The sequence below is a fragment of the Streptomyces sp. GB4-14 genome (assembly GCF_022696125.1).
Taxonomy (GTDB): domain Bacteria; phylum Actinomycetota; class Actinomycetes; order Streptomycetales; family Streptomycetaceae; genus Streptomyces; species Streptomyces werraensis.
Genome location: NZ_RZHO01000002.1, coordinates 6,248,932 through 6,264,338, shown reverse-complemented (window position 1 = coordinate 6,264,338; position 15,407 = coordinate 6,248,932). Strand labels below are relative to the sequence as shown.

Below are 15,407 nucleotides of genomic sequence, written 5' to 3'. Positions count from 1 at the left end.
CGCGGGCGGCGGTGTCCGCACCCCGGCCGCGACCGATCACGGAGGTGAGCCCATGACCGCGGACCTCGCCCCTGTCCCCCCTGGCGTGCTGTCGATCGCGCTCGTCTCGGAACACGCCAGTCCCCTCGCCGCGCTCGGCGGGGTGGACGCCGGAGGCCAGAACGTCCACGTCGCCGCCCTGGCCAGGGCGCTCGCCGACCGCGGACACCGCGTCACGGTGCACACCCGCCGCGACGCGCCCGATCTGCCGGACCGGGTGCGGCTGGGCGAGCGCGTGGAGGTGCATCACGTCACCGCCGGGCCCGCCGAGCCGGTGCCCAAGGACCGGCTGCTGCCGTACATGGACGCCTTCGCGCGCGTCCTCGTCCGGGAGTGGCGGGCCCGCACCCCGGACGTGGTGCACTCCCACTACTGGATGTCCGGGCTGGCCTCGCTGGGCGCGGCCCGGGAGGTGGGGCTGCCGCTGCTGCACACGTATCACGCGCTGGGCACGGTGAAGCGCCGTCACCAGGGCGACGCCGACACCAGCCCGCCGGAGCGGATCGGCTGCGAGATCGAGGTGGGCACCGGCTGCGACCGGGTCGTCGCCACCTGCCGTGACGAGGTCGCCGAGCTGGTCCGGATGGGCGTGCCCGCGGACCGGATCGGCGTCGTGCCGTGCGGCGTGGACACCGAACGCTTCACGCCGCTCGGCCCGCGGTGGGCGCGCGGCCCGCACCGCCACCGGCTGGTGCAGCTGGGGCGGCTGGTGCCGCGCAAGGGCGCCGCCGTGTCGGTGGCCGCGCTGGCCCTGCTGCCCGGGACCGAACTGCTGGTGGCCGGCGGGCCCCCCGCGGAGCGCCTCGACGACGACCCGGAGGTGCGCCGGCTGCGCGCGGTCGCGCGGGACGCGGGGGTCGCCGACCGGGTGCGGTTCCTCGGCGGGGTGGACGCCGAACGCGTGCCGGCACTGCTGCGCTCCGCCGACGTGGTGCTCTGCCCCGCCGACTACGAGCCCTTCGGCATCGTCCCGCTGGAGGCCATGGCCTGCGGCCGTCCCGTGGTGGCCAGCGCGGTCGGCGGCCAGCTCGACACGGTCGCCGACCCGGCCACCGGACGGCTCGTGCCGCCCGGCGACCCCGAGGCGCTGGCCGCCGCCGTCGCGAGCCTGCTCGCCGACCCGGCCGGCCGCGAGGCCTGCGGGGTGGCGGGCCGCCGCCGGGTGCTCGCCCGCTACGGGTGGGCGAGGATCGCCGCCGCCACGGAGGCGGCCTACTGCGAGGTCCTCGACAGCGAGCCGGCCGTGACCAGGATGACCAAAGCCGGCTGACACGACCAGGACCGGCCCAGCCCAGGCCCGACCGGGCCGCAGACGTCCGACGTTGGAAGGAGGTGCGGGCGCCGTCGCCGTCCCCGGAGGGCGGCGCGCCCGACACACCATGACCGAACACCCCGCGCTCGACGCCGCCCGTCTGCACTGCCGGTCCCTCCAGGACGCCCTCGACGGGCTCGGCCGGCACGGTCTGCCCCGGATCGCCGACTGGGGCGGCCGGCTCGCCTCCGTCCTCACCGGCGGCGGCCGGCTGCTGGCCGCGGGCAACGGCGGCAGCGCCGCCCAGGCCCAGCACCTCACCGCCGAGCTGGTCGGCCGCTACCGCAGCGAGCGGCCCGCCTACTCGGCGCTCGCCCTGCACGCGGAGACCTCCAGCGTCACCGCCATCGGCAACGACTACGGCTTCGACCACGTCTACGCCCGTCAGGTCGCCGCGCACGGACGTCCCGGCGACGTGCTGATGCTGCTGTCCACCTCGGGGCGCAGCGCCAACCTCATCGCCGCCGCGGTGGCGGCCAGGCGGGCCGGGCTCGCGGTGTGGGCGCTGACCGGACCCGGCCCCAACCCGCTGATGGAGGCCGCCGACGAGAGCCTGTGCGTGGCGGCGGCCTCGACCGCGACCGTGCAGGAGGTCCATCTGGTCGCCGTGCACCTGCTCTGCGAGTGTTTCGACGCCGCCGTGGCCGCGCCTGCGGCGCGGACCGTGGCGGCCGTTCCCGGGAGGCTGACATGACCGGTCCCGAACCGCTGGTGGTGGTGGGCGACGTCCTGCTCGACGAGGACATCGAGGGGGTCGCCACCCGGCTGGCCCCCGACGCGCCCGCCCCGGTCATCGACGTCACCGGGGACCACAGGCACCCGGGCGGCGCCGGGCTGGCCGCCGCCCTTGCCGCGCGCGGGGGCCGGGACGTGGTCCTGGTGACCGCGCTCGGCGACGACCCCGCGAGCGAGGCCGTGCGCCAGCAGCTCGGCGGGCGGGTACGGCTGCTGGAGCTTCCGCTGCACGGCACCCTGCCGGTGAAGACGCGCGTCCTCGCGGGCGGGCGGCCGCTGGTGCGCATCGACCGGGGCGGCGGGACGCCGGGCGAGCCGGACGAGGCGGTGCGTAACGCGCTGGCCGACGCGCACGCCGTCCTCGTCGCCGACTACGGCCGGCACACCGCCGGCGCGGTCCGCCCGCATCTGGAGGAGGCCGCCCGGCGCACCCCCGTGGTGTGGGATCCCCACCCGCGTGGCGAGACGCCGGTGGCGGGGGCCCGCCTCGTCACGCCCAACGCGGGTGAGGCGGTCGCGCTGTGCGCGGGCAAGCCCGGCGTGTCGGGCGACTCGCTGGGCGCCTTCGCCGAGCGCGGCACCGAACTCGCCGAGCGCTGGCGGGCGGCGGGCGTCGCCGTGACGCTCGGCGAGCGGGGTGTGCTGCTGACCCGGCCGGGCGGCGGCACGCCGATGCTGATCCCGGCGCCGTTCCACGCGGACGGCGACACCTGCGGCGCGGGCGACTGCTTCGCCGCGACGACGGTCGCCGGGCTGGCGGACGGGCTGCTGCCGGAGGAGGCGCTGCAGCGGGCGGTGGCCGAGGCCGCCGCGTTCGTCGCGGCGGGCGGCGCGGGCAACCCGGACCTCTGGCACACGCCGGTCGCCCCGGACCCCGCCCTGGATCCGGCCGCCGACGCGTTCGAACTGGCGCGGGAGGTACGGGCACGGGGCGGCACCGTCGTCGCCACGGGCGGCTGCTTCGACCTGGTGCACGCCGGTCACGTGGGCCTGCTGGAGAGCGCCCGGCGGATCGGCGACTGCCTGATCGTCTGCCTGAACTCCGACGCCTCCGTCACCCGCCGCAAGGGCCCGGGCCGCCCCCTGACCCCGGCCACGGACCGGGCGAAGGTGCTGGCCGCGCTGGGCAGTGTGGACGCGGTGGTGATCTTCGAGGAGGACACGCCGGAGAGGGTGCTGGAGCGGCTGCGGCCCGATGTGTGGGTCAAGGGCGGGGACTACTCCGTGCAGGACCTGCCTGAGGCGGCCGCACTCCGGGCGTGGGGTGGGCAGGCGGTGGTACTGCCGTACCTGGACGGCCACTCGACGACGCTGCTGGCGCAGAGGGCCGCGGATGCGGTTTCGGTGGCTCTGAGGCCGACGGAGGGATGAACGCCCCTCCAAGGCGCGGGGTGGTGGCACGCCCTCCAGGGGCGCGGGGAGCTGCGCGGACGGGGGTCCGGGGGCGGAGCCCCCGGAACGGTGTGTCAGCGCCCCGTTCCTCGGAAGTTCCGTTCGTCGGACTTCTGTCCGCGCAGTTCCTCGCGCCCCTTAGGGTGTATCGGCACCGCGGGCCGGAAGGGGGGCGGGTCACGCCGCCGTTTGCAGGGCCGGCAGGGGCACCGCGTCCTTCGAGGACAGCGTGACCGAGGTCGCGAGCGTGCGCCGGCGGTGCAGGACGTGCCCCGACGCGATGGACGCGGCGATGATCACGCCGCCCGTGATCAGCGCACCCCGCGGCCCCGCCGTCTCCATGAGGAGCCCGAGGGCCGGAGGCCCGCCCAGGCTCCAGACCGTGCCGACCGAACCCCACACCCCCAGCACACGCCCCCGCAGATGGGCGGGCGGATCGGTCTGCAGGACCGCCGTACCCGCCGTGTCGGAGACGGACTCGACCACGGCCATCGGGAGGACCAGCACCAGCAGCACCGCCAGCGAGGGCGACAGACCGGCGACGATCTGCAGCAGCGCCCCGCCGGCGGCGAGCGCGCCGACCAGCCGCACGGACGGACGGCGCAGACGTGCGCCGAGCACCGCGCCGACGATCCCGCCGGCCGCGAGGACGGTCGAGACCGTGCCGAAGGCGCCCGCGCCGCCCGCGAGCGGGCCGGTGACGAGGACGGCGAGGGTGAGGCCGTAGTTGCGGCCGAAGACCGCGCTGATGCCGGTCACCCCCGCGAGCGCGAGCAGCCGCGGCCTGCGGGCGAAGAAGGCCAGCCCCTCACGCACGCTCATGTCGGACTTCGACCGCCGGGCCGCGGGCCCGGTGACCTGTCGTACCGCTCCCGCCGCCGGGCGCAGGAACGGGATGACCGCCGTCACGAACAGGAAGGAGAAGCCGTTGGCGAAGTAGGCCGCCGCCGTGCCGAGGAGGCCGACGGTCACGCCGGTCAGAGCCGCGCCCGCGAGCCGCCCCGCGTTGAAGACGAGGGCGCCCACGCCGATGGCGGAGGGCACGTCCTCGGCGGGGACGAGGTCGTTGCCGAGCAGGGCGCAGGCCGGGTTGTCGACCGTGGCGACCATGCCGGTGACGGCGGCCAGCACCATCAGGGTGGTCAGGTCGAGCCGGTCCAGCGCCACCAGGCCGGCCGTGGTGAAGGCGATGACGGCGAGCAGGGCCTGGCTGACGGCGGCGGTCAGCTTGCGCGGCCAGCGGTCGACGGCCGCGCCCCCGAGGACGCTCATCAGCAGGGCCGGGGCCGCCTGGACGGACATGGACAGACCGGTGGCCGCGGCGGACCCGGTGATCTGGAGGACCAGCAGGTTCTGCACGGTCAGCTGCATCCACGTACCGGCGTTGGACACGAAGTTCGCGACGGACCACCAGCGCATGCTGCGGTGCCGGAGGGAGCGCCAGGGCGACCGGGACCCGGCCGGGGCGTGGGAGGGTGTGGAAGACACGGTGCGCTACTCGGGGAGGAGCCCTTGGGGGCTCGGCTGAGTGGGCGCGGGAAGGAGGACGCCGGCTGCGCTGCGCGGCGGTTCCCGTCGCCGGATCGGGCGCGCACCATCGTGGCAGAAGGGACCCCCGAGTCCCTTCCACCGCACAAGCGCCGTGGACGGACACGGGGGTCAAACACCCGCACCCGCACGGCACTTGGCCGCGGGAGTGCGGTTGCTCACAGGGAGGTTTGCGGAACGGGAACGTGGGAAGCCCTCGCCTCCGCCGCCGGTCAGCGGGACAGCTTGGCGCGGGCGCGTCCCGCCGCCGCGGCGGGTCCGGCGCCGGCCTTGAAGGCGCGCCGGGCGATGTGCGCCTCGCGGCGCAGGTCGTGCGCGGCGTGCCGGCTGCGCCACAGCACCGAGGGCCGGGCCCCGGTGTCGTCCGCCGCGATCAGCAGCCCGCCGAGCAGGCCGAGGTTCTTGAGGAAGTGGATCCGGTGCTGGGACTTGTCCCCGGAGTCCTCCTCCTCCCAGAAACGGTGCGCGGCGAGGGTGGTGGGCACGAGGGTGGCGGCGATCGCGAGGGCGGCCGGGCGGGACATCCGTCCGGTGGCCAGCAGCAGGCCGGCGGCGACCTGGACGGCGCCGTTCAGCCGCACAGAGTCCTCGGTGCGGTCCGGCAGTGCGCGAAAGCGGTCGGTGACCGGCCGCACCACGGGCTCGGCCAGCCCGGCGACGCGGTGGGGGTGGCGGAGGGTGTCCAGTCCGCCCGCGATGAAGATCGACGCCAGCATCGGCCGGCCGAGGACGCGCAACAGGCTCATGTCCTTCTCCTGGAGTGTGGAGGGTGCGGTGCGCCGGGTTCCCCGCCGGGCGGGGAGCATGCGGCGGGGGCGGGCGGCGGGGCCGTCACCAGAAGCGGGTGGTGAGTGCGGGCCGGCGGACCGCCTCGACGGCGTCGCGCAGGCACAGGGCGACGCCGATGGTGGCACGCAGCACCGAGGGCCGTACGCTCTGCGCGGTCTCGGTGGCCAGGACCAGCAGGCAGCCCGCCGCCTGTTCGACCACGGAGACCGGGAGGGTGCAGTCGCCGTCGGCGGCCGCGCGGAACGCCTTCAGCGGCACCCCCGCTCCGTCGACCGTCCGCCGGGCGGCCTGTTCCAGGTACGGGACGGCCTGTTCGCAGAGGGTGGCGGGCAGGGTGAGGGTGCGCTGGAACGATGAACTGGTCATGTTCACAGTGCTCCCACGGCGTGGCGGGCCCGCACCGGCGGAAGCGGGTTTTTCACCGTCCCGCGTGAGCGTCCGCCGCGCCCGCGCCGGGCTCGTACGCTGGGCGGACCGCGAGAGCCGGAGCACACCGCGAAGCCGAGGAGGCCGCCGATGACCCTGCCGTCCCCCGCGTCCGGCGACGGGAGCCCCGCCGCGGTGGCGGCGCGGCTGACCGGGCGGGCGGTGACCCGGGTGAGGCCGCTGTCCGGTGCGCTTGCCGAGGCCGCCCTGGACGACGGCCGCACGGTGGTGGTGAAGCGCGCCGCGGAGGCGGAGGCGGCGCGCGCGGAGGCGGCCGGACTGCGCTGGCTGGCGGAGGCAGGCGTGCCTCCGGTGCCGCGGGTGCACGGCCGGGAGGGGGTGTGGCTGGTCCTCGACCGGGTGGCGGAAGGACGCCCTGACCGGGAGGCGGCGCTGCGGTTCGGGCGTGAGCTTGCCGGTCTGCACGCGGCCGGCGCGCCCGCGTTCGGGGCGCCGCCGCCGGGCGGGCCGGCGGAGGCGTTCATCGGACTCGCCCCGATGCGCAACGTGACCGGTGACGACTGGCCGGCCTGGTACACGGAGCACCGAGTGCTGCCGTATCTGCGCCGGGCGGTCGACGAGGGCACGATGGACGCCGGCGAGGCGGCGGTGGTCGAGCGGGTCTGCGCGCGGCTGCCGGAGCTGGCGGGGCCCGCGGAGCCGCCCGCGCGGCTGCACGGGGACCTGTGGAGCGGCAACGTGCTGTGGGGCGCCGACGGGAGGGTCCATGTGATCGACCCGGCCGCGCACGGCGGGCACCGGGAGACGGACCTGGCGATGCTGGCGCTGTTCGGCTGCCCGCTGCTGGACGCGGTGGTGGAGGGCTACCAGGAGGTGGCGCCGCTCGCCGGGGGCTGGCGGGAACGCGTCGGCGTGCACCAGCTGTTCCCTCTGCTGGTGCACGCCGTGCTGTTCGGCCGGGGCTACGCCGGGCAGGTGCTCGGCGTGGCCCGGTCCGCGCCGGCCCTCTGACGCGTCAGCGGGTCACCACGTGCCGCTCGTCGGGCACGCAGTGGGTCATGGTCAGCCCCGTCACGTCGCGCGAGGGGTTGTCGCCGAGGTTGGCGAGCCGCTTGCGGTCCTCCTCGGTGAGGGTCTGGCCCTCCAGCGGCTCCAGGTGGGCGACGTCCTCCGGCATGATGCCGAGGCCCTCGCCGACCCGGCGGCCGAGGTCGTTCTCGACGAGCAGGAAGTGCCACACCATGCGCTCCTGCACCGGCCGGTCGCACTGGGAGAGCAGGTCGGTGAAGTTCTTCACCAGGTCGTCGCGCTCCCAGTCCTCCAGCAGCATGTAGCGCTGGCCGGCCTGGAGGTAGTCGTTGGTGCGCTCGATCCGCTTGCGGGTGAGCCGGCCGCGGATCTCCGGGCCCTGCTCGTCGTGCGTCGGGTAGTGCGCCTCCCGCAGTCCGCCTGTGATGGACGGCTCGTAGTTCACGTGGGAGTTGTCCCCGCCGTCCACGTGATAGGCCATCTGGCCGTCGCGCTGGTTGGTGCGCACCTGGGCGTGCTTGGGCTGGTTGACCGGCAGTTGGAGGTAGTTGGGGCCGACCCGGTAGCGCTGGGTGTCGCTGTAGGAGAAGGTCCGGCCGACGAGCATCTTGTCGTCGGAGAAGTCCAGGCCGTCGACGAGGACGCCGGTGCCGAAGGAGATCTGCTCGTTCTCCGCGAAGAAGTTGGCCGGCATCCGGTTGAGCACCATCTTGCCCACGGGCTTCGGCGGGAAGTCCTGCTCGGGCCAGGTCTTGGTGTCGTCCAGGGGGTCGAAGTCCAGCTCCGGGTGCTCGTGGTCGTCCATCATCTGGACGAGCAGCTCCCACTCCGGGTAGTCACCGCGCTCGACGGCCTCGTAGAGGTCCTTGGTGGCGTGGCCGAGTCCCTGCGCCTGGACGTTGGCCGCGTCCTCCTCGGTCATGGAGCGCACACCCTGCTTGGGCATCCAGTGGTACTTGACCAGCTTGGTGTTGCCCTCGGAGTCGACCCACTTGTAGGTGTTCACGCCGAAGCCCTGCATGTGCCGGTAGTCCGCCGGGATGCCGCGCGGGCTGAACAGGTTGACCAGCATGTGCATGCTCTCAGGCGTCTGCGACATGAAGTCGAAGATGCGGCGCGGCTGCTGCTCGAAGGTGACCGGGTCGGGTTTGAGGGCGTGGATGACGTCGGGGAACTTGATGGCGTCGCGGATGAAGAAGACGCCGAGGTTGTTGCCGACGAGGTCCCAGTTGCCGTCCTCGGTGTAGAACTTCACGGCGAAGCCGCGCGGGTCGCGGGCGGCCTCGGAGGAGTCGCGGCCGCCGATGACGGTGGAGAAGCGGACGGCGAGGTCGGTGCGCTTTCCCGCCTCCTGGAACAGCTTGGCGCGCGTGTAGCGGGAGATCGGCTCGTCCCCCCACTTGCCGTACGCCTCGAAGTAGCCGTACGCGGTGACGCCGCGGGCGTGCACGACGCGCTCGGGGATGCGCTCCCGGTCGAAATGGCTGATCTTCTCCAGGAACTGGTAGTTCTCCAGCGTGGCCGGGCCGCGTGAGCCGACGGTGCGCTGGTTCTGGTTGTCGTAGACCGGGTGGCCCTGCCGGTTGGTGAGTACCTTGCGGTCGTCGCCGGTAGCGGGGCCCTGACTCGAGGTGTCCGTCATGATTCGCTGGGCTCCTTGCGCTGCTGCTTCTGGCCGGTGACGGGCCGGGGCGTGGCTGCTCCGGGCCGTCGGCCGGTTCCTGGCGGGCGGCCCGGGTACCCGGAGCCGCGGCGTCATGCACGCGTTCGCGGCCCGTTCACGGCGAAGGCCGGGCGCGCGGGCGCCCGGCCGCGGTCACATCCCGTCGGCGGCGTGCGTATGAGGCCCATGCTGCCCCCGATCGGGACGGGCGGCGACCGGAGCGCTGCGGAGCGTGACGGCACGCCCGGGGCGGCGCATGCCGCACGGACGGACGGGCGGGACACGGCGAGGCCCGGTCACCTGGTCGTGAGCACGGTGACCGGACCTGGTGACGCGCCGTGCTCAGCCGCCGTTCAGGCGGGCCGCCAGCAGCTTCTTGCCCAGTTCGGCGCCCTTGCGGCTGTCCGCCTGGGCCTTGCGGAACAGATCGGCGACCTCGCTGTCGTCGGCCCGCTCGGCGTCCTGGATGTAGTTCTCCAGGCGCAGGGCGTTGCTCAGGCACGCCTCGACGTACCAGACGAGGTTGTAGTCCTTGTCCTTCGTGCCGGTGACGCCGCCGGTCTCCGTGTCGCTGGTCATCCGGGTCTCCCCTCGTGGTGCTCGTCCCTCGCCCGCCCCCGGACCGCCGGGCCGGGGGACGGGCTCACAGCGGCGGCCGGGTACCCGGCCAGGGGGCGGGCACACCGAAAGGCGGGAGCGCGACCGGTCCCCCGTTCCGGTCGTGCCCCCGCCGTGGCTCGAAACTATGCAGGACGAGGCTTGTCTGTGTACCGCGCCGGTGCCCGATGCACGGGTCCACGGCACTCACCTGTGCACAGGTGAGTCCGAATCGCCCGGTTCACTCCCCCGCGAAGAGCGGCTGCTCCAGGTCGCCGACCGCCAGATGGGCCAGGGCGACCTCGTAGAGATCGGTCCCGGCGGCCAGGAGCTGCCGTTCCAGGACCGGTTCGGCGCTGCGGACGTGCTCGCGCACGGTCTGGGCGTGCATGCCGAGGGCCTGCGCCGCCCGCTCTGCGTTGGCCCCCTCGGCGATCCAGGTGCGCAGGGTGCGGCGCACGTTGCGCGGGTCGGCGTCGAGGCGGCCCAGCAGCTGCTGCGCCCAGGAGGCGACGGCCGGTCCCGACAGCAGCTCGGTCAGGCATCGCGCGCTCGCGGCGGAGTCGGCGGGCCCCTGACCGTCCAGCAGGTTGATCTGGGTGTGCAGCGCCAGATGCACGACGGCCCGCACGGTCACGTCGTCGAAGTCGACGCCGAGCATGGACTCCACGCGGTCCATGCGGGCGCGCACGGTGTTGCGGCTGACGCCGAGGATCTTGGCGGTGGCGACGGCGGTGAACTCCAGGCCGAGCCGGGTGGTGGCGAGCAGTTCGGCGCGGGTGTGATGGGACAGCGTGTCGAGCGGGCGCAGCACCCGCGCCGCCCAGGTGCGCAGCGCCGCCGGGTCCATCAGCCGCTCGGGGTGGGTGCGCTCGGCGTACACCGCCGCCTTGTCCGGCCGGAACCGTGCCACGGCCAGCGCGCTGACGGCCTGTCCGTAGGCGGTGGCGGTGCGCGCCAGGCTCTGCCAGACGCTGCCGCCGACGAAGGTGTCGGGGTGACGCTCCACCAGGGAGCGCAGGTCGGCGGCGGTGGCCTCGCGCGGGCTGAGGACGATCACATGGCCGTCGACGGCCGGGCAGCGCACCACCAGCGCCTCCTCCCGGGTGCGTTCGATGCACTCGGCGGCCAGCCGGTCGCGCAGGGAGGGGTCGGACTCCAGGACGTAGACGCAGGCGGTCTCGGCGTCGAGCAGGCCCGGCCAGAGTCCGGCGGCGACCCGGCGCGCGGAGACGGTGTCCTCGACCATCAGCAGCTGGAGGATCGCCAGCCGCAGGTCCGCGGTGGCACGTCGGAGCCGGACACCGGCCGCCTGCGTCTCGTGGGCGGTGAGGAGCAGTTCGATCACCTGGGCGGTGTGCGTGACGACGTCCGAGGCGTGCCGGTCGAAGGGCGTCCGGCGGGAGACGGCCAGCACGCAGGCGCCCGTGGGGTGTCCGAAGCGCACCAGTCGCAGATGGCGTCCGTCCCCGTCCCACGCGGCGGACGCGATCCGTCCGGAGGCGACGTCCGCGGCGAGCGCCTCGTCCAGCGGCAGCGGCGTACCGGCGAGCAGGTCGCCCGCGCCGTCACGGAGGGCGACCTCCGCGTCCACCGCGCCGGCCAGCCAGTCCACGACCCGGCGGACGTCACGCCCGCCCGGCCGCAGATGCTCCAGCAGTTCACGCGCCCAGCCCGAGCGCCCCGCCGCCTCCGTCGCCGCCCCGTGCGCCGTGTCCTTTCCGCCCGTCACCCCGGCCTTCCCCTCGTCTCTCGCCCTGTGGCCCGGACGGGGGACGTTACCCCACGGTCCGGCGCCGCTCACCCCGGCGCCACGGGCCCGCCCCTCCCCTGCGGGTGACGCGGGACCGGTGTGCCGCGGCGCGGGGCGCGGGCGGCATAAGCTCGGTGAATGGCCAAGTACTTCGACGTGCACCCCGACAACCCCCAGCCGCGCACCATCGGCCAGATCGCCGCCGCCATCCGCGACGACGCGCTGATCGCGTACCCCACGGACTCCTGCTACGCGCTCGGCTGCCGTCTGGGCAGCCGCACCGGCATCGACCGGATCCGCACCATCCGCAAGCTGGACGACCGGCACCACTTCACCCTGGTGTGCCGCGACTTCGCACAGCTCGGCCAGTTCGTACGGATCGACAACGACGTCTTCCGCGCGGTGAAGGCGTCCACCCCGGGCCGCTACACGTTCATCCTGCCCGCGACCAAGGAGGTGCCGCGCATGCTGCAGCACCCCAAGAAGAAGACCGTCGGCGTGCGCATCCCCGACCACGTGGTCACCCAGGCCCTGCTGGAGGAGCTGGGCGAGCCGCTGCTGTCCAGCACCCTGCTGCTGCCCGGGGAGGACGAGCCGATGACCCAGGGCTGGGAGATCAAGGACCGGCTCGACCACGAGGTGGACGCGGTGCTGGACTCCGGCGACTGCGGCACCGAGCCGACCACGGTGATCGACTTCTCCGGCGGCGAGCCGGAGATCGTACGGGTGGGCGCGGGCGACGTCTCGCGCTTCGAGTGACGGAAGGCTCGAGTGACGGGAGGACGGCGCGACATGACGGACGTGCGGGGGACCGAGGTGCGTGTCCCCACCGAGGACGGGACGGCGGACGCGTATATGGCGCGCCCGGCGGACGGCTCGCCCCGCCCGGCGGTGCTCTGCTTCACCGACGCCTTCGGGGTGCGCCCGACGGTGCGGGAGGCCGCCGACCGGGTGGCGCGGGCCGGGTACACCGTGCTGGTGCCCAACCTCTTCCACCGGCGCGGGCCGGCCCCGGTGGTCGAACTGCCCGGCTTCATCGACGCGAAGGCGCGCGGGGAGTTCTTCACCCGGCTCCGTCCGGCGCTGCGGGAGCTGACGCCGCAGCGGGCGACGGCCGACGCGGGAGCGTATCTGCGGTGGCTCGCGGAGCGGCCGGAGGCGGCGGAGGGGCCGGTGGCGCTGGTCGGCTACTGCATGGGCGCCGGCCTGGCGCTGCGCACGGCCGGCGCCTTCCCGGACCGGGTGGCGGCGGTGGCCGGGTTCCACGGCGGCCGGCTGGCGACGGACGACCCCCACAGCCCGCACCTGGCGGCGCCCCGGATCACGGCGGAGGTGTATCTCGGGCACGCCGACGAGGACCCGTCGCTGCCGCCGGAGCAGATCGAGCGGCTGGAGAGGGCCCTGACGGACGCGGGCGTCCGGCACCGCTGCGAGGTGTACCCGGGGGCCGCGCACGGCTTCACCCAGTCCGACACGGCGTCGTACGACGAGAAGGCCGACGAACGCCACTGGGCGGCGCTGCTGGACCTGTTGGACCGCACCTTCCGGCCCGGCACGTCGACGTGACGGCGGAACGGCCAGGTCGACGCGGCCCCGCCCATCGTCCGTACGGGGCACCGTTGTTACGGTGCACGCGTGTCCGAATCCTCACGCGACACCGCCGAGGGCGCCGGCTGGGGCGTCGTCGAACGCGGTGAGTACCTGCGGCTGGTGCCGCGCCAGACGGAGAAGATCTCCTGGCTGGACCCGAGACATCTGTGGGCCGCCCGCAACGGCGTCCTGGCCTCCTGGCTGGGCGACCCCACCGGGGAGATCAGATCGCGCTGGGCGGCCCGGCGGGCGGCGGCCGGGGCGCCCGCCGACCGCGTGATCCGGCGGGACGACCCGGACCGCTTCTCGTTCCTGGTGATCGGTGACACCGGCGAGGGCGGCGAGCCGCAGTACGCGGTCGTCCCCGGCCTGCTGAAGGAGGGCGGCGACACCGCCTTCGCCGTGCTCGCCAGCGACGTCATCTACCCGGTGGGCGCCGCCGACGACTACGGCCCCAAGTTCTTCCGTCCGTACCAGGACTACCAGGCGCCGGTCTACGCGATACCCGGCAACCACGACTGGTACGAGGACCTGGCCGGCTTCATGCGGGTCTTCTGCGACGAGACCGCGCCGCTGCCGCCCGCCCCCGCGCCGCGCCCCCTCACCCGCGCCTGGCTGCGGGCCCTGCTGTGGCACCGGCCCCGCCCCGGTGACGGCGAACGCCTCGACGAGGCCCGCAAGTCGCGCTCCTCCCCCGCCCAGCAGGCCGTGCAGCCGGGTCCGTACTGGGCGATCGACGCCGGGCCGATACGGGTCGTCGGCATCGACACCGGGCTGCTCGGCACCGTCGACGCCGAGCAGGGCGCGTGGCTGCACGAGGTGTCCCGCGACCCGCGCCCGAAGATCCTGGTGACCGGCTCGCCCCTCTACGTGGACGGCGAGCACCACCCGTGTCCGATCGAGGGCGGCGGCACCGTCGACGACATCGTCCGCGATCCCGCGCACCGCTATGTGGCCGCGATAGGCGGCGACATCCACAACTACCAGCGCTACCCGGTGCGTCTGGGCGACGGCCGCACCCTGCAGTACGTGGTGGCGGGCGGCGGCGGGGCGTTCACGCACGCCACCCACACCATTCCCCGGGTGGACGTCGCCGGGGTCACCGAGGCGGACTTCCGCTGCTACCCGCTGCGCGGCGACTCCCTCGCCTTCTACAGCGGGCTGTACGGGCGGCGGACGCGGCTGCGCCGGTTCTTCTCGCTGACCGAGGCGGAGGCGGCCGCGGTGGTCGCCGAGCGCCTGGGCATCGGTCCGACCCGCGCGCCGGGCGCGCCGGCCCGGGTGACCCGCCGGATGCGGCTGGTCGCGGGGCTGCTGGGCACCGGACGCCGGCCGGACCGGGGGAAGCGGTTCCGGCTGCCGGTGCGCAAGGCGTACCAGTCGCTGTTCTCGCCCGGTTCGGCCACGTACAGCCCGCCGTTCTTCAAGTCCTTCCTGCGGATCGACGTGACCCCCGAGGCGCTGCGGCTGCGCTGCTTCGCGGCGACCGGGCAGCGGGCGCAGGAGGTCGCCCCGCCCGTGGAGGACGAGGTGACCGTCCCGCTGGCCTAGGGCGGCCGGCTACCAGCGGCCTGGGGCGGTGCCGGTGAGGGGCCGGGAGGGCGTGCCGTCCACACCCACGGGGACGTCACCGGCGAGCATCACACGGTGCATGATCCGCGGATGGTCCAGGTGGGCCGTGTCCGCGGGCGCGAGGTGGATGGTGGCCCTGTTGTCCCAGAACGCCACGGTGCCCGGCTCCCAGCGCAGCCGCACGGTGTACTCGGGCCGGGTGGCCTGCTCCAGCAGCATGTCCAGGACCGCTCTGCTCTCGGGGCGGGACAGTCCCGTGATCTGTTCGACGTAGTAGCCGTTGACGAACAGGATCCGCTCCCCGGTCTCGGGGTGGACACGCACCAGTGGGTGCTCGCTGGCGGTCTGGTGGTCCAGCAGGTGGCGTACGTAGGCGTCGTCGCCGGGCCGGGGCTGGTAGCCCACGCCGAGGCGGTGCTCGGCCCGCAGCCGGTCGGCGAACTCCCGCACCGGGGCCGACAGTCCGGCGTAGGCGGCGGCCAGATTGGCCCAGGTGGTGTCGCCGCCGTAGGGCGGCACGGTCTCGGCGCGCAGGATGGTCGCGGCGGGCGGGTCGACGCGGGCGCCGTGGTCGCAGTGCCAGCCGCGCAGCAGGGTGTGGCGGCGCCGCCGCAGCCACTCGTCGTGGTCCATGCCGTACCGGCCGCCCAGTTCCAGGCGGTCGGCGGTGGTCTCGACCTCGGGGAAGTCCGCCGGTGAGGCGGAGCCCCGGCGGGGCAGGACGACCGGTTCACCGAAGCGCCGGGCCAGCGCCACATGTCCGGCGTGGTCCAGGCGCTGGCCGCGGAAGAAGACCACCTTCCAGCGCAGCACCGCCGCCCTGATCGCGGCGACCGTCCCCTCGTCGAGCTCCGCGGCGAGGTCCACGCCCGTGATGTCGGCGCCGATGTGCCCGGCCGCGGGGCGCACCTCGGCCTTCCCCGTGTGCTCCCGGTCCGTCCCGACGCGGCTGTCCGTCGTCATGCGTCCCACTCCGTCGCTCGTACCCGCCGGCCCCGGAC

At 74.8% G+C, this 15,407-nt stretch carries 14 protein-coding genes; 7 read left to right on the top strand and 7 right to left on the bottom strand.

The window, feature by feature from the left end; all coding sequences use genetic code 11:
• The first annotated feature begins 52 nt into the window (after nt 1-52).
• The 3 genes from ELQ39_RS30190 to rfaE2 all read left to right on the top strand — a co-directional run bounded on the left by ELQ39_RS30190 (nt 53) and on the right by rfaE2 (nt 3,457).
• Complete coding sequence (locus tag ELQ39_RS30190) at nt 53-1,309, top strand: glycosyltransferase (protein WP_225628422.1); 1,257 nt, start codon at nt 53-55, stop codon at nt 1,307-1,309.
• Between the two features lie 109 nt (nt 1,310-1,418).
• Nucleotides 1,419-2,045, top strand: a complete 627-nt coding sequence (locus tag ELQ39_RS30185; RefSeq protein WP_225628424.1) for a D-sedoheptulose-7-phosphate isomerase — start codon at nt 1,419-1,421, stop codon at nt 2,043-2,045.
• The gene (gene rfaE2 / locus ELQ39_RS30180) at nt 2,042-3,457 is read left to right on the top strand and encodes a D-glycero-beta-D-manno-heptose 1-phosphate adenylyltransferase (RefSeq protein WP_242595050.1); all 1,416 of its coding nucleotides are present in this window, start codon (nt 2,042-2,044) and stop codon (nt 3,455-3,457) included. The genes ELQ39_RS30185 and rfaE2 overlap by 4 nt, the downstream gene beginning before the upstream one ends.
• Before the next feature lie 198 nt (nt 3,458-3,655).
• On the opposite strand, the gene ELQ39_RS30175 is transcribed toward rfaE2, so the two are convergent.
• From ELQ39_RS30175 to ELQ39_RS30165, 3 genes are all read right to left on the bottom strand, one after another.
• Complete coding sequence (locus tag ELQ39_RS30175) at nt 3,656-4,897, bottom strand: MFS transporter (RefSeq protein ID WP_242595683.1); 1,242 nt, start codon at nt 4,895-4,897, stop codon at nt 3,656-3,658.
• Nucleotides 4,898-5,238: 341 nt separating this feature from the next.
• Nucleotides 5,239-5,772, bottom strand: a complete 534-nt coding sequence (locus tag ELQ39_RS30170; protein ID WP_225628430.1) for a DoxX family protein — start codon at nt 5,770-5,772, stop codon at nt 5,239-5,241.
• 85 nt (nt 5,773-5,857) lie between these two features.
• On the bottom strand, nt 5,858-6,181 hold the full coding sequence (locus ELQ39_RS30165; protein ID WP_019525588.1) for a hypothetical protein: 324 nt from the start codon (nt 6,179-6,181) through the stop codon (nt 5,858-5,860).
• Between the two features lie 150 nt (nt 6,182-6,331).
• On the opposite strand from ELQ39_RS30165, the gene ELQ39_RS30160 reads away from it, so the two are divergent.
• Nucleotides 6,332-7,213, top strand: coding sequence for a fructosamine kinase family protein (locus ELQ39_RS30160; RefSeq protein ID WP_242595048.1), 882 nt, complete (start codon nt 6,332-6,334; stop codon nt 7,211-7,213).
• A 4-nt stretch (nt 7,214-7,217) separates the two neighbouring features.
• Here the strand turns inward: ELQ39_RS30160 and ELQ39_RS30155 are convergent, their stop codons facing one another.
• The 3 genes from ELQ39_RS30155 to ELQ39_RS30145 form a co-directional block, all read right to left on the bottom strand.
• Nucleotides 7,218-8,873 (bottom strand): catalase, encoded by a 1,656-nt coding sequence (locus ELQ39_RS30155; RefSeq protein WP_242595046.1) that lies wholly within the window; start codon nt 8,871-8,873, stop codon nt 7,218-7,220.
• A gap of 363 nt (nt 8,874-9,236) precedes the next feature.
• On the bottom strand, nt 9,237-9,473 hold the full coding sequence (locus tag ELQ39_RS30150; protein WP_190003140.1) for a hypothetical protein: 237 nt from the start codon (nt 9,471-9,473) through the stop codon (nt 9,237-9,239).
• 259 nt (nt 9,474-9,732) lie between these two features.
• The gene (locus tag ELQ39_RS30145; protein ID WP_225640513.1) at nt 9,733-11,223 is read right to left on the bottom strand and encodes a helix-turn-helix domain-containing protein; all 1,491 of its coding nucleotides are present in this window, start codon (nt 11,221-11,223) and stop codon (nt 9,733-9,735) included.
• Nucleotides 11,224-11,382: 159 nt separating this feature from the next.
• Here ELQ39_RS30145 and ELQ39_RS30140 point away from each other — a divergent pair, with 159 nt between their 5' ends.
• The 3 genes from ELQ39_RS30140 to ELQ39_RS30130 all read left to right on the top strand — a co-directional run bounded on the left by ELQ39_RS30140 (nt 11,383) and on the right by ELQ39_RS30130 (nt 14,385).
• On the top strand, nt 11,383-12,003 hold the full coding sequence (locus ELQ39_RS30140; RefSeq protein WP_189899764.1) for an L-threonylcarbamoyladenylate synthase: 621 nt from the start codon (nt 11,383-11,385) through the stop codon (nt 12,001-12,003).
• 33 nt (nt 12,004-12,036) lie between these two features.
• The gene (locus ELQ39_RS30135) at nt 12,037-12,810 is read left to right on the top strand and encodes a dienelactone hydrolase family protein (protein WP_242595044.1); all 774 of its coding nucleotides are present in this window, start codon (nt 12,037-12,039) and stop codon (nt 12,808-12,810) included.
• A 69-nt stretch (nt 12,811-12,879) separates the two neighbouring features.
• Entirely contained in the window at nt 12,880-14,385 is a 1,506-nt protein-coding gene (locus tag ELQ39_RS30130; protein WP_242595042.1) for a metallophosphoesterase family protein, read from the top strand.
• Nucleotides 14,386-14,394: 9 nt separating this feature from the next.
• On the opposite strand, the gene ELQ39_RS30125 is transcribed toward ELQ39_RS30130, so the two are convergent.
• Nucleotides 14,395-15,369, bottom strand: a complete 975-nt coding sequence (locus tag ELQ39_RS30125; protein ID WP_242595040.1) for a TauD/TfdA dioxygenase family protein — start codon at nt 15,367-15,369, stop codon at nt 14,395-14,397.
• Nucleotides 15,370-15,407 lie beyond the last annotated feature (38 nt).